Raw genomic sequence first — 13214 nt, 5'->3', positions numbered from 1 at the left:
TCCGATGCGAATCGGAGCCGAGGGCGTGACGGGTGTGGGGCGACTCAGGCGCTCAGACGCGAGGCGTCGCCGCCGCGGCGAGACCTCAGTAGAGCGAGGCGCTCTTCGAGAAGCTCCTCGAGCTCGGGGACGGTCCGCCGCTCGAGCAGCATGTCCCAGTGGGTGCGGGCGACCTTGTCGCCCGAGTGATCGACCTCGACCACCGTGTCACCGACACGGAGCACGGCCTCGGCGCCGCACGTGCGGCATTCCCAGGCCTCGGGGAGCTCGGCGTCGGCCGCGAAGGTCATGACGGTCTCTCGTCCGCACTGCGTGCAGACATAGGTGTGATTGGCGCGCTCATGAAACACGACGCCTTCCTCGCTCTGTAGGCTGGAAGCGCCGAGTCGGATGCCGCGCAGGCTGCGATCTGCCATTGTGTGGTCCTCTCGTCCAGTCAGGTATAACGCGTCGACCTGTGCGCATCATCCGAACGGACGCGCCCCATCACGGTTTCACAGCCGATGCTCAGGGGGTATATCGCTCGAACGGCTCAGACGGATCGGGCGGAGACCGCACGAAGCGCGAGATCCGCGCGGTCGGTGACCAGTCCGTCCACACCGAGGCCGAGGAGACGGTCCATATCGGCGCGGTCGTTCACCGTCCAGACATGGATCTCGACACCGGCGGCATGTGCCAGTCTCAGCGTCCGCGGGGTGACGACGCGAACCGCCCCGGCGCGCTCGGGCACCTGCAACGCATCGATGCCCGCCAGGGCGCGGCGGACCAGAGCCGCCGAGCCGGTGCCCGCCGCCGCGACGAAGCGCGCGACGACCCCCTGCCCGGCGGAAGTGGCCGGTGTGCCTCCCGCGGCGCGTGCGGCATCGAGCGCCTCCCGTCGACGCCGATCGGAGAAGCTGGTCACGAGCGTGCGGTCCGCGTGGCGGGCGACGGCTCGACCGAGGGGGAGAGCGGCGTCGTCCGCCTTCACGTCGAGATTGAATCGCAGCGCGGGAAAGGCCTCGAGCGCGTCGGGTGCGGTGATCAGACCGCCCCGATCGGCCATGATGCGCGAGAGCTCGGCATGCCGCACCTCGGCGACTTTCCGCGGGTCTCCCGTGACGCGCGACAGGTCGGCGTCGTGGAAGAGCACCACGACGCCGTCCGCCGTGAGGTGGCAGTCCGACTCCGCGTAGGTGACACCGGCGGCGTGGGCCGCGGCGAATGCGGTGAACGTGTTCTCCACGATGCCGTCGCGAGCCGCGTCGGCAGACACGAAGCCCCGATGCGCGAGGACTCGCGGGGCAGGGCCGGCGAGGTACGGATGCCGCGGGCGCGACACCTCAGGCATCGCGGGGCGAGCTCGGGTCGCCGAGGTCCGCCGGGGGTGCCTCCGCGGCATCCGCCTGCTCGGCCGGTGCCATGGTCGACCCACCCGACCCGCGACGTGTCGTGCCGGCGACGGCGCCGGGGAGATCCGCGGAGCGCGCCTGTGTGGCGATGTCGTCGGCCGCGGAGGCCGCCGCCCGGGCGGCTTCGACCGCAGCATCCGCCGCGTCGGACGACGAGGCGTGCGGCACGCGGCTCTGCGCCGCCGTGCTCGCCCCGCCCCGCGATGCGCTCGCGCGTCCACCGAACGCGTCGCCGATGCCCTGCAGTGCCTGGGTCAGCTCGCTCGGAATGATCCACAGCTTGCTGGAGGCACTCTGCGCGATCTTGGGCAGGGTCTGCAGGTACTGGTAGGCGAGCAGCTTCTCGTCGGGCTCACCGACGTGGATGGCGTTGAACACCATCTGGATCGCTTCGGCCTCACCCTGGGCACGGAGCACCGCCGCCTGTTTGTCTCCCTCGGCACCCAGGATCGCCGCCTGACGGCGACCCTCGGCCTCCAGGATCTGCGACTGCTTCGAACCCTCGGCGGTCAGGATGGCGGCGCGACGGTCGCGTTCGGCGCGCATCTGCTTCTCCATCGAATCCTGGATGGAGTGCGGCGGATCGATCGCCTTCAGCTCGACGCGCGAGACGCGCAGGCCCCACTTGCCGGTGGCCTCGTCGAGCACGACGCGAAGCTGACCGTTGATCTCATCGCGGCTGGTCAGTGCCTCTTCCAGGTTCAAACCGCCCACCACGTTGCGCAGGGTCGTGGTGGTGAGCTGCTCGACGGCGGAGAGGTAGTTGGCGATCTCGTAGGTCGCTGCCCGGGCATCCGTCACCTGGAAGTACACCACCGTGTCGATCGAGACGACCAGGTTGTCCTCGGTGATCACCGGCTGGGGCGGGAAGGAGACCACCTGCTCGCGCATGTCGACGAGCGGACGCAGCCGGTCGACGAAGGGCACCAGGAGGTTGAGCCCGGGGGAGAGGGTGCGCTGGTACCGGCCCAGGCGTTCGACGACCCCCGAATAGGCCTGCGGGATGATCCGGATGGAACGGAAGATCACGACGACGACGAAGATCGCCACCACCACGAGCAGGACGATCACGAAGATCTGCCCTGCGAAGGCTCCGACATCGACCATCAGTCTGCGCTCCGATCCGAGAGGGACGGATCCGCGGGGGACGGATCCGTGAGAGGTGTGGGGGATGCCGGTGCGGCGCCGATTTCCACCATGGCCCCGCGGACGGCGATCACCTCGATGCGGTCGCCGACGGTGAGGTGATCGCTCGTGGGCGAGGCGGCCACCGACCAGAGCTCGCCGTTGTCGAGTCGGGCAGCCGCGACATCGCCGGTGAACGGCGCGACCAGGCGGCCGCCGAGGCCGCGGATCGCGTCGACGTTGGTCGGCTGCAGGACGCTCGATCGATGCAACGCCCGCAGCAGCAGCGGCCGGATGGTGAACAGCAGCAATGCCGCCACCGCGGCGGCGGCGAGGACCTGGAGCCACCAGGATCCGCCGAGAAGGTTCACGCCGAGACCGCCGATGAGGGTTCCGCCCGCCAGCATGAGGAACGTGAACTCGAGCGTCAGCAACTCGATGATGACGAACAGGAGGGCGAGGACGAGCCAGGCGATCCACAGGTACTGCGTGAGATCCGGCAACATGACCCTGCCCTTTCGGCGCTCCTGTCCGCACTCTAACATTCCCGTGCCCGCACGGCTCCGTTGGTAGTGTCGGAGGGTCGCCCGAGCGGCGGAGAACGTCCGTATCAGTGCAGGAGTCATCCATGTCCCAGCCCATCCCCGCCGGTTCCCTCTCGGGCCGGACGGCCCTCGTCACCGGCTCTTCGCGCGGCATCGGCGCCGACACCGCGACCTATCTGGCGCAGGCCGGCGCGAATGTCGTCATCAACTTCCGCAACAAGGCGCCGCGCGCCGAGAAGCTCGCGGCACAGCTGCGTGAGCTCGGCGTCGAGGTCCTCGTCGTCGGCGCAGACCTCACCGACCCGGCCTCGGTCGCCGACATGATGACGCGCGTGGGCGAGACGTTCGGGCGACTCGACCTGCTGGTACTGAATGCGTCCGGCGGCATGGAGAGCGGCATGGGCGAGGACTACGCCCTCGTCCTCAACCGCGACGCGCAGCTCAACGTGCTGGATGCCGCGATGCCGCTGCTCCACGACGGCTCGCGCGTCGTCTTCGTGACGAGCCACCAGGCCCACTTCATCCGCACGACGCCCACGATGCCGGAGTACGAGCCGGTCGCCCTGTCGAAGCGTGCCGGGGAAGACGCGCTGCGCGAGCGGATCCCGGCGCTCACCGCCGAGGGCATCGATTTCGTCGTGGTGTCCGGCGACATGATCGAAGGCACCATCACCGCGACTCTCCTCGAGCGTGCCAACCCGGGCGCGATCTCTCAGCGCCGCGAGTCGGCCGGGCGCCTCTACAACGTCTCCGAGTTCGCCGCCGAGGTCGCCCTCGCGGCAGTCGAGCCCATCTCGGCGGACAACACGCGCCTCGTCGGGGACGTGAGCTCCTTCGGTGGTGAATGACGGTGCGCGCAACCGACATCGCCGCGCTCGTCTCGCTCGGCCGACCTTCTCTCGCACCCGACGCCGGCGTCGCGGTCTTCGCCACGTCGCGCCCTGACATCGTCGCCGATCGGAACGTCGGTCAGATCTGGCGCATCGATCTTCCGGACGGCACACCCCGGCGCCTCACGCGGGGCGTCGCCGACACGCAACCGCAGGTGTCGCCGGACGGCGGACGGATCGCGTTCCTTCGCGCAGACGCCGATGGCGCGCAGCAGGTGTTCGTCATCCCGGCATCCGGCGGCGAACCCGTGCAGGCCACCGATGTGCGCGGCGGCGTGACCTCGTTCGCCTGGTCGCCCGATTCGGCTCGCATCGGCTTTGCCGCACGCGTGCCGGAGCAGGGCCGATACGGCACGGTCGAGGGGCTGCCCGCCGAGGCCGAATCACCGCGGCGCATCACCGGCGTCCGATGGCACGCGAACGGACTCGGCTACATCGCCGACCGGCCCGTCCACCTGTTCGTCGTCGATGCGCCCGACGTCGACGCAGAGCCGTTCTACTCGCCGGCGCCGACCGCATCCACGACGTCGACCGCGCACACGAGCGAGACCGTGCGGCGGGTAGCAGCAGAGGCGACGCAGCTCACCTCCGGCGCCGTCTCGCATGACGGCGTGGTGTTCACCGCCGATGGCGGCCACCTTCTCACCGTGCGCGACGAGATCGAGCAGGATCACCGGGATCTGCGGACTGCCCTCGTCGCCGTCGCCGTCGCCGGATCGGACGAGACCGAGGTGCTCGAGCGGGCCGCGGGATTCGCGGTGGGCGACGTCGCGGTTGCCGAGGATGGCACCATCGCCGTGTTGGCGTCGCGCCCGGGGGATTCGGGACGCGACTTCATCGCCCCCGACGTCGCGCTCTACATCCTCGAGGGCGAACTCGGGGCATCCGTACCGCGACGCCTCACCGATCCGGAGGCGACCGACCTCGACGAGGTGGGTTCCCACATCACCACCGTCGGCGCCGACTTCCTCGTGCAGAACAGAACGCGCGGACGTGTCGAGCTGCTGCGCGTGTCGCGCGAGGGAGCCGTCCGCACGCTCGTCGACGGAGACGTCGAAGTCGGCGGCCACGCCGCCGCGGGCGACCGGATCGTGTTCTCGCACGCGACGCCATCGAGCGTGGGGGAGCTGTCCCTGCTCGGAACAGGGACGCTCACCTCGTTCGGCGACGCAATCGGCGCACGCGGCATCGTGCGCCCCGCAGAGCGTGAGATCACAGGCCGGGACGGGTATCCGGTGCACGGCTGGGTGGCGGTTCCCGCAGGTGAGGGGCCCTTCCCGGTGATCCTCCAGATCCACGGCGGTCCCTATGCGGCGTACGGGGTGCACCTGTTCGACGAGACCCAGGTCCTCGTCGATGCGGGCTACGCCGTCGTCTACTGCAACCCACGCGGCAGCGCCGGATACGGCCGCGCGCACGGCCGGAGTATCCGCGGCGCCATGGGCACCGTCGACATGTCGGACGTCCTGGACTTCTTCGACGCGGTGGTCGAGAGCGACGCGCGCCTCGACGGCTCGCGCGTCGGCATCCAGGGCGGCTCGTACGGCGGGTATCTCACGGCGTGGATCATCGCGCACGATCATCGGTTCGCCGCGGCGATTGTCGAGCGGGGTTTCCTCGACCCCGTGAGCTTCCGAGGCACGAGCGACATCGGGTCTTTCTTCGGCGACGAGTACGTCGGAACCGACCCTGCGGCCATGACGCGCCAGAGCCCGATGGCGGCGGTCGGCGCCGTTCGCACGCCGACTCTCGTCATGCATTCGGAGCTCGACTTCCGGTGCCCGCTCGAGCAGGCAACGCGTTACTACTCGGCGCTCAAGCGTCAGGGAACGGATGCCGAGATGCTGATCTTCCCGGGGGAGAACCACGAACTCACCCGCGCGGGCCGGCCTCGTCACCGCGTCGAGCGATTCGACGCGGTCATCGAATGGTGGTCACGCCACCTCCCGACGGACTGAACGCCGCGCCCTCGCCGCGATACGACGAAAGCCCCGCAGCTCGGTGCTGCGGGGCTTTCGTGGTCGACCGTGGGCTACTTACCGAACGAGAACGCGCGGCCGACCTGGATTGCCCCGAGGACGATCGCGCCGATGCCGAGAAGCCACCACAGCGTCGCCGCACCCCAGATCGGCGAGAACAGCAGCGTGATGCCGGCGAGGAGCGAGACGATCGCGAAGAAGATCGTCCATCCCTTCGACGGCGCGAGGTCGAGAGTCGACAAAGCGACGACGCCTTCGACGATCCACATGATGCCGACCAGGATGCCGAGGAAGGCGGCGAGCCACAGGGTGGTCGCGCCGAGGTTGGCGAACGCGACGATACCGGCGATCACGAACAGGACACCGAGAACGATGTGGCCGATGCGCGACCAGCCGCCCTTGTTGGCGGCGAAGATACCGATACCGGCGTACACGAGGCCGGCGGCGATGGCGTAGATCGCGACGATCGCTGCGACGACCATTGCCGTCTTCCCGGGCCAGATGAGGATCAGCAGACCCAGGATGATCGACAGCGCGCCGCCGAGACCGAGGGCCGTGCGGATGCTGTTGGTGGCGGACTTTCCGAAATCTGTGTCAGCGGTCATGAGAGACCCTTTCTGGGAGACTGCTGTGAACCGAACGCCTTCATGATAGACCGCGACCATGACGCGGTGTCGGATGGCGCGCCCCGAGTCGCCTCAGACGGGTGAGGATGCACTGATAATGCACATTATGTCAGGTTGACTGAGCATCACCCGCGATTCAGGCCCCGACCCGCGACGCGAGTAGCGTGAAGGGGTGAGTGTCCCCCGCATCCCGCTGTCCGTCGCCGGCCCCGGATGGCGCGGATGGCTCATCTGGGGCGTGGGCGTCGCGGCGTACATGCTCGCCGTCGTCAACCGCAGTTCGCTGTCGGCCGTCGGCGTCGACGCGGCCGAGCGATTCGGCGCGGATGCCGCGACGCTGTCCCTGTTCGCGGTCGTGCAGCTCGCGGTGTATGGCGGCATGCAGATCCCCATCGGTCTGCTGCTCGACCGCTATGGGGCACGCCCCATCATCACCATCGGGATGCTCCTGATGGCGGCCGGGCAGCTCACCCTCGCCTTCTCCCCCAGTGTCGGTGTCGCCATCGTGGCGCGCATGCTCCTCGGCGCCGGCGATGCAGCGGTGTTCCCCGCCGTGCTCCGTCTGGTGGCGACCTGGTTCCCCGCCCAGCGGGCGCCGTTGATGAGTCAGATGACCGGCCTCGTGGGTCAGGCTGGCCAGCTGCTCGCACTGGCACCGCTGGCCGCGCTCCTGCACGCAACGAGCTGGGAGGTCGTCTTCGGCGGCATCGCCGGGCTCTGCGTGCTGTTCGGCATCCTCGTGTACGTCGTCGTGCGCAACCATCCGCCCGAGGTCGGAGCCGACGTCTCCGTCGACACCCATACCGGGGCCATCCAGGTCGTACGCTCATCGATCGACACCGGCGTGGGCATCCGCGCAGCCTGGGCGCATCCGGGGACGCGGCTCGCCTTCTGGTCGCACTTCACCGCACCGTTCGCCGGCACGGCCTTCGTGCTTCTCTGGGGCATGCCGTTCCTGACGGCGGGCGAGGGCCTGGACAAGGGCCACGCCGCCGGCATCCTGTCCACCTACGTCCTCATCGGCATGGTCCTCGGTCCCGTGATGGGCGACCTGTCGCGTCGCGTCCCGCACCTGCGCTCACGCGCACTGGTGCTCCCCGCGATCGCCGTGCAGGCCGTGGCGTGGATCGTCGTCATCGCCTGGCCCGGGCTCGCTCCCCTCTGGCTGCTCTACGGCCTGGCATTCGCCCTCGCCATGGGTGGACCGGCATCGATGATCGCCTTCGACCACGCGCGCACGCACAATCCGGCGCATCGCCTCAGCACGGCGACGGGCATCACGAACGTCGGCGGATTCCTCGCGGCACTCGTCGCGATCTTCGCGATCGGCGTCGCGCTCGACCTGCAGGGCGCGGGAACGCCGTCGACCTACCGCCTCGATGCGTTCCGGCTCGCCTTCCTCACGCAGTTCCCGCTGTGGATCCTCGGCTGGACGTTCATCGTGATCGAGCGCCGGAAGACACGCGTGCTGATCGGGATGGACGAACCCCGCCGCCCGCGTCGGGCGCCTTCCGGCAGCTGAGACGCGGTCCGCCGCGACCCGGCACCCACCCGCACTCCCCCGCGACCCGGCACCCACCCGCACTCCCCCGCGGGATGACCCGGGCTCAGCGCGGAACGACCTCGACATAGCCGCCGCCGAACTTCGGTTCGCGTCCGTCCCCCGAGGAGGTCCCGGTGAGACGGCGCCGGAACCACGGCCCGAGGTGCTCGCGAAAGTACTCGCCGCGGGCGAGACGCGCCGATGCGGGCAGCTCCGGAAGAGACCACCAACCCTCCGGCACCCGCTCCCCCAGCGCGTCGAGCACGCGTGCGGCGACCCGGTGGTGTCCCCGAGCATTCATGTGCAGCCGATCCTCGGACCAGTAGGAGGAGTCCGACAGAGCGGCATCCGGCCAGTTCAGCGCCTGCACGACGTCGCCCCGTCCGCCCATCCGCTCCACGACCGCGGCCGACATGAGGTCGCCCCGACGCTGGATCACGCGTGACAACGGCAGCTGCGCCGACGGGTTCGCGCCCGACAGAAGGATCAGTCGCACCCCTTCCTCGTCGCAGCGGCGCAGCACCTGGCTGAAGGCGTCGGCGATGTGGGCCACCGAGGTGCGCGGCCGCAGCATGTCGTTGCCGCCGCCGTTGAACGACAGGTGCGTCGGTTTCAGCGCCAGCGCCGGTTCGAGCTGCTGCGCGACGATGGGCCAGACAAGCTTGCCGCGGATCGCGAGGTTGGCGTACTCGATCGACTCCCCGCGGGACTGCGCCCAGCCGGCGGCCACGAGGTCCGCCCATCCGCGCACGGCGCCGTCGGGCAGTTCGTCGCCCACGCCCTCGGTGAAGGAGTCGCCGATGGCGACGAAACGTACGGATGCCATCCGCTCAGCCTACGACCGCCGCGCCTGCCGCCCGTGACGACTCCCTGTCACCGGTCGTCGAGCGGGATGCCGCGACGGTCGGCGAGTCCCCACGCCGCCGCCGCGGCCACGACGAAGAAGGCCGCGAAGATCGCGAACAGAAAAGGCGTGCCGCCGAGTGCCAGCAACGGCGGGACGCTCAGCGGCGCGACGATCGAGGCGATCCGGCCGACTCCGGCGGCCCAGCCGGCTCCCGCGGCGCGCAGCGATGTCGGATACATCTCGGGCGTCACGGCGTAGAGCGCACCCCAGGCTCCGAGGGTGAAGAAGGAGAGCGCCATGCCGGCGCCGATCACCCCTCCCTCCCCCGCCGCCGTTCCGAAGAACACAGCGGAACCGGCGGCGCCGACGAGGAAGACCGACAGAGTCGCCCGCCGCCCCCAGACCTCGATGAGCCAGGCGGCCACGGCATAGCCGGGCAGCTGCGCCAGAGTGATCACGAGGGTGAATCCGAACGACTTCACGAGGTCGTACCCCTGCGAGAACAGGATCGCCGGAATCCAGATGAACGCGCCGTAGTACGCGAAGTTGACGCAGAACCAGACCACCCACAGCGCCGCCGTGCGCGCCGACAGCTCGGGCGACCACAGCTCGCGGATCCGTCGCTCGTGTGTCGCGACGGACGGCCCGGGCGCGGCAGGCAAGGGTGCGACAGGCGCATCCGACCCCGCGCGGAGCGGTCGCGACGACTCGAACCGCGCGACCACGTCGCTCGCCTCGGCGTGGCGACCGCGCCGCTCGAGCCAGCGAGCCGACTCCGGCAGTCCCCACCGCACCACGAGCGCGTACGCCGCCGGCACCGCTCCGAGCGCCAGCGCCCACCGCCATCCGTCCTCGATCGACGGAATCACGAGGTAGCCGATGAGAGCCGCCGCGCTCCAGCCCACGGCCCAGAACGCCTCGAGGATCACGATGACGCGGCCCCGGATCCGCGCGGGAGCGAACTCGCTGACATAGGTGCTCGCCACGGGTAGCTCGGCGCCGAGTCCGAGGCCGACGATCACGCGCAGCGCGATCAAGACGGCCACTCCCCCCGCCAGAGCACTGGCACCGGTGGCCAGACCGTAGACGAGCAGCGTGACGGCGAAGACGGACCGACGACCGAATCGGTCGGCGAGCAACCCGCCCACGCTCGCCCCGACCGCCATGCCGATGAATCCCGCCGAGGCGATCCACGACGCCTGCTCCCCCGTGAGCGACCACTCCGAGATCAGCGCGGCGATGACGAACGAGACGAGACCGACGTCCATCGCGTCGAGCGCCCAGCCGAGTCCTGACCCGGTCACGACCTTGAGGTGCGCGCGTGTGAACGGCAGCCGGTCGAGCCGCGTCGCGATCGCGGATCCGGTGCGGGTCGGAGCATCGGTCATGTCTGCATGCTACGGAACCTGAGGCGCCGACGTCATCTCGGCTCCGGTGCCTCAGGCCGTCACGTGGCGTCGGATGCCAGGAGGTCGCGCACCATCGGCGCCACCCGACTGCCGTAGAGCTCGATCGATCGCATCATCCGCGCGTGCGACAACGTGCCGTTCGCATACTTCAGGTCGAAGCGGTCGGCTCCGAGCGTCCGCACCGTCGCCGCGATCTTGCGGGCGACGGTCTCGGGCGATCCGGCGTACACCGCGCCCTCCGGACCGATGTCGTGCTGGAACTGCAGGCGACTGTACGGAGGCCATCCGCGCTCGGCGCCGATGGCGTTGCGGTTCGCCTCCATTGCCGGGTAGAGCTCCTCCCAGGCCTGCGCGTCGGTGTCGGCGACGTGGCCGGGTGAATGGATGCCCACGGGTAGCCGGTCACGTCCGAACTCGTCGAGGGAGCGATGGTAGAGGTCGACATAGGGGCGGAATCGTGCGGCCGCTCCCCCGATGATGGCCAGCAGCAGCCCGTATCCGTGCCGGGCGGTACGCACCACCGATTCCGGCGAGCCGCCCACGCCGACCCACGCGCGGATGCCGTTCTCAGTCTTGGGGAACACGTCGGCATCGCTCAGCGCCGCCCGTGTGGTTCCCTGCCAGGTGACCGGCTGCTCGGTGCGCAGCTGCGAGAACAGGTCGAGCTTCTCGTCGAACAGCACCTCGTAGTCGCTCAGGTCATAGCCGAAGAGCGGGAAGGATTCGATGAACGAGCCCCGTCCGAGGATGACCTCGGCGCGCCCGCGCGAGATCGCGTCGAGGGTGGCGAATCGCTCGTAGACCCGCACCGGATCGTCGCTGGAGAGCACGGTGACGGCCGTTCCGACGTGGATGCGATCCGTGCGGGCGGCGATGGCCGCCAGCACGATCTCGGGACTCGAGACCGCGAACTCGTGACGGTGATGCTCGCCCACGCCGAAGAACGACAGGCCGACCTGGTCGGCGAGCACCGCCTGATCGACGATGTCGCGGATCGTCTGCGCATCGCTGATGCGGGTGCCGTCGTCTCCCACCGTGACATCGCCGAAGGTGTCGAGCCCGAGTTCCACTTCATCCATGTGAATGCGAACCATCGTTGTGCGCTCGGCATTCCCCTGCGGCGATCACGCGATGGGGAGCACGCGCGCCCCGCCCCTACCCCGCTCTCAACCCTGCGCGAGAGCCATCCGCAGGGTGTCGAGGCCGACACCGCCCAGCCGCAGCGCCCGCATGTGGAAGCGCTTGATGTCGAACGAGTCGCCGTCGCGCTCGGCGGACTCGTCGCGGATCTGCTCCCAGATGCGCTGACCGACCTTGTAGGACGGCGCCTGCCCGGGCCAGCCCAGATAGCGGTTCACCTCGAAGCGGATGAACTCGTCGGGCATGTTCACGTTCCGACGCATGAACTCGAGGGCGAAATCGGCATCCCACACGCCCGCGCCGTCAGGGCGCTGCTTGCCGAGGTGCACGCCGATGTCGAGCACGACGCGCGCGGCGCGCATGCGCTGACCGTCGAGCATGCCGAGGCGATCGGCGGGATCGTCGAGATAGCCGAGCTGCTCCATCAGCCGCTCCGCGTAGAGCGCCCATCCTTCGGCGTGCCCGCTGGATCCGGCCAACAGCCGCCGCCACGAGTTCAGCTCCGCCCGGTTGTACACGGCCTGAGCGATCTGCAGGTGGTGCCCGGGCACTCCCTCGTGATACACCGTCGTGAGCTCACGCCAGGTGTCGAACGAGTCGACGCCGTCCGGCACGGACCACCACATGCGACCGGGCCGGGAGAAGTCGTCAGTCGGCCCGGTGTAGTAGATGCCGCCCTCGTGGGTCGGTGCGATCATGCACTCGAGAGTGCGAATGGGCTCGGGAATGTCGAAGTGTGTGCGTCCGAGCTCTGCGACCGCGCGGTCGCTCGTCTCCTGCATCCATCGCTGCAGTGCGTCTGTACCGTGCAGCTTCCGCGACTCGTCCTGCTCGAGCAGGGCGACGGCATCTTCCACGCTGGCGCCCGCGGAGATCTCCTGCGCGATCGCCTCCTGCTCCGCCACCATGCGCGCGAGTTCTTCGACACCCCACTCGTAGGTCTCGTCGAGGTCGATCTCGGCCCCGAGGAACCGACGCGAGTGCAGGGCGTAGAGGTCTCGTCCGACCGCGTCCTGCTCGGATGCCACGGGCGCGAGCTCACGGGCGAGGAAGGCGGCGAAGGCGTCGTAGGCGACGCGCGCCGCATTGCTTCCGTTCGCGAGCTCGCGGGCGAGGGATGCCGGGAGCTGCCCGGTCGAGGGCGCTGCACCGGCGGCGAACTCGGCGAAGTAGCCGCTGTCCGCCGTGTAGCGGGCGATCTGGGTGACGACCTCCGCGACCTGCCGACGCGCCGGCACGTTCCCGGCGGCGATGCCCTCGCGCAGAGTCGCGACGTAGCCCTCGAGCGCGGCGGGGAGCGCAGCCAGCCGCGTGGAGACCGTGGCCCAATCCTCCACGGTGTCTGTCGGCATCAGGTCGAAGACGTTCCGCAGCTCCTGGGCCGGCGAGGCGATGACGTTCAGGTCGCGCTGATGGGCGCCGGCGTCGTACAGCGCGATCTGCAGAGCCAGATCGGCGGAGAGGTCCGCTTTCGTGACGACGTCCACCTCGTCGACGGCATCCGTCGTCGCCAGTGCCGCAAGCGTGTCGCGAGCAACTGCGTGGGCGCGGGCGTGCCCGTCGGGCGACAGGTCATCGAGTCGCCCGTTGTGCTCGAACCGCCCGATGTACGTCGCCAGCGCCGGGGAGTTCTCCGCCGCGATGTCGACCCACGTCTCGGCGATCGCATCGATGGGGGTCGGCGTGCGTGTCGTGTCGGTCATCATTCGAGCATAGGCC

12 protein-coding genes are annotated in these 13214 nt (G+C 69.6%); 3 read left to right on the top strand and 9 right to left on the bottom strand.

Annotated elements, in window-relative coordinates:
• Window positions 1-44: 44 nt before the first annotated feature.
• From JOE64_RS07855 to JOE64_RS07840, 4 genes are all read right to left on the bottom strand, one after another.
• A complete protein-coding gene (locus JOE64_RS07855) occupies window positions 45-416 on the bottom strand; it encodes an RNA polymerase-binding protein RbpA (protein WP_204963739.1) in 372 nt (123 codons plus the stop codon).
• 116 nt (window positions 417-532) lie between these two features.
• Window positions 533-1330 carry a glycerophosphodiester phosphodiesterase family protein gene (locus JOE64_RS07850; RefSeq protein ID WP_204963738.1) on the bottom strand — a complete coding sequence of 266 codons (798 nt, stop codon included), beginning with the start codon at window positions 1328-1330 and terminating at the stop codon, window positions 533-535.
• Entirely contained in the window at window positions 1323-2498 is a 1176-nt protein-coding gene (locus tag JOE64_RS07845) for an SPFH domain-containing protein (protein ID WP_204963737.1), read from the bottom strand. Before JOE64_RS07845 ends, JOE64_RS07850 begins: the two co-directional genes overlap by 8 nt.
• A complete protein-coding gene (locus JOE64_RS07840) occupies window positions 2498-3022 on the bottom strand; it encodes an NfeD family protein (RefSeq protein ID WP_204963736.1) in 525 nt (174 codons plus the stop codon). The genes JOE64_RS07845 and JOE64_RS07840 overlap by 1 nt, the downstream gene beginning before the upstream one ends.
• A gap of 122 nt (window positions 3023-3144) precedes the next feature.
• On the opposite strand from JOE64_RS07840, the gene JOE64_RS07835 reads away from it, so the two are divergent.
• Complete coding sequence (locus JOE64_RS07835) at window positions 3145-3909, top strand: SDR family oxidoreductase (RefSeq protein ID WP_204963735.1); 765 nt, start codon at window positions 3145-3147, stop codon at window positions 3907-3909.
• A 2-nt stretch (window positions 3910-3911) separates the two neighbouring features.
• Window positions 3912-5909: a S9 family peptidase gene (locus JOE64_RS07830; protein ID WP_204965010.1), complete on the top strand. Its 1998-nt coding sequence runs from the start codon at window positions 3912-3914 to the stop codon at window positions 5907-5909.
• A gap of 74 nt (window positions 5910-5983) precedes the next feature.
• Here JOE64_RS07830 and JOE64_RS07825 read toward each other — a convergent pair whose 3' ends face one another.
• Complete coding sequence (locus tag JOE64_RS07825) at window positions 5984-6535, bottom strand: HdeD family acid-resistance protein (protein WP_204963734.1); 552 nt, start codon at window positions 6533-6535, stop codon at window positions 5984-5986.
• A gap of 277 nt (window positions 6536-6812) precedes the next feature.
• Here JOE64_RS07825 and JOE64_RS07820 point away from each other — a divergent pair, with 277 nt between their 5' ends.
• Window positions 6813-8078, top strand: a complete 1266-nt coding sequence (locus JOE64_RS07820) for an MFS transporter (protein ID WP_204965009.1) — start codon at window positions 6813-6815, stop codon at window positions 8076-8078.
• 85 nt (window positions 8079-8163) lie between these two features.
• Here JOE64_RS07820 and JOE64_RS07815 read toward each other — a convergent pair whose 3' ends face one another.
• From JOE64_RS07815 to JOE64_RS07800, 4 genes are all read right to left on the bottom strand, one after another.
• A complete protein-coding gene (locus JOE64_RS07815) occupies window positions 8164-8925 on the bottom strand; it encodes an SGNH/GDSL hydrolase family protein (protein ID WP_204963733.1) in 762 nt (253 codons plus the stop codon).
• A 47-nt stretch (window positions 8926-8972) separates the two neighbouring features.
• Window positions 8973-10334 carry an MFS transporter gene (locus tag JOE64_RS07810; protein WP_204963732.1) on the bottom strand — a complete coding sequence of 454 codons (1362 nt, stop codon included), beginning with the start codon at window positions 10332-10334 and terminating at the stop codon, window positions 8973-8975.
• A gap of 59 nt (window positions 10335-10393) precedes the next feature.
• Window positions 10394-11434, bottom strand: a complete 1041-nt coding sequence (locus tag JOE64_RS07805) for an LLM class flavin-dependent oxidoreductase (protein ID WP_204963731.1) — start codon at window positions 11432-11434, stop codon at window positions 10394-10396.
• Between the two features lie 87 nt (window positions 11435-11521).
• Complete coding sequence (locus tag JOE64_RS07800) at window positions 11522-13198, bottom strand: DUF885 domain-containing protein (RefSeq protein ID WP_204963730.1); 1677 nt, start codon at window positions 13196-13198, stop codon at window positions 11522-11524.
• Window positions 13199-13214 lie beyond the last annotated feature (16 nt).

It is taken from the genome of Microbacterium dextranolyticum, from assembly GCF_016907295.1.
Taxonomy (GTDB): domain Bacteria; phylum Actinomycetota; class Actinomycetes; order Actinomycetales; family Microbacteriaceae; genus Microbacterium; species Microbacterium dextranolyticum.
Note: the sequence above shows the minus strand (reverse complement) of the source record. Positions and strands in the feature narration are given on the sequence as shown.

Excerpts from the sequence above, each read along its gene's own strand:
- JOE64_RS07840 (WP_204963736.1), bottom strand. The coding sequence starts at position 3,022 with ATGTTGCCGGATCTCACGCAGTACCTGTGGATCGCCTGGCTCGTCCTC.
- JOE64_RS07800 (WP_204963730.1), bottom strand. The coding sequence starts at position 13,198 with ATGACCGACACGACACGCACGCCGACCCCCATCGATGCGATCGCCGAG.
- JOE64_RS07850 (WP_204963738.1), bottom strand. The coding sequence starts at position 1,330 with ATGCCTGAGGTGTCGCGCCCGCGGCATCCGTACCTCGCCGGCCCTGCC.
- JOE64_RS07845 (WP_204963737.1), bottom strand. The coding sequence starts at position 2,498 with ATGGTCGATGTCGGAGCCTTCGCAGGGCAGATCTTCGTGATCGTCCTG.
- JOE64_RS07815 (WP_204963733.1), bottom strand. The coding sequence starts at position 8,925 with ATGGCATCCGTACGTTTCGTCGCCATCGGCGACTCCTTCACCGAGGGC.
- JOE64_RS07810 (WP_204963732.1), bottom strand. The coding sequence starts at position 10,334 with ATGACCGATGCTCCGACCCGCACCGGATCCGCGATCGCGACGCGGCTC.
- JOE64_RS07805 (WP_204963731.1), bottom strand. The coding sequence starts at position 11,434 with ATGGATGAAGTGGAACTCGGGCTCGACACCTTCGGCGATGTCACGGTG.
- JOE64_RS07835 (WP_204963735.1), top strand. The coding sequence starts at position 3,145 with ATGTCCCAGCCCATCCCCGCCGGTTCCCTCTCGGGCCGGACGGCCCTC.
- JOE64_RS07820 (WP_204965009.1), top strand. The coding sequence starts at position 6,813 with ATGCTCGCCGTCGTCAACCGCAGTTCGCTGTCGGCCGTCGGCGTCGAC.
- JOE64_RS07825 (WP_204963734.1), bottom strand. The coding sequence starts at position 6,535 with ATGACCGCTGACACAGATTTCGGAAAGTCCGCCACCAACAGCATCCGC.
- JOE64_RS07855 (WP_204963739.1), bottom strand. The coding sequence starts at position 416 with ATGGCAGATCGCAGCCTGCGCGGCATCCGACTCGGCGCTTCCAGCCTA.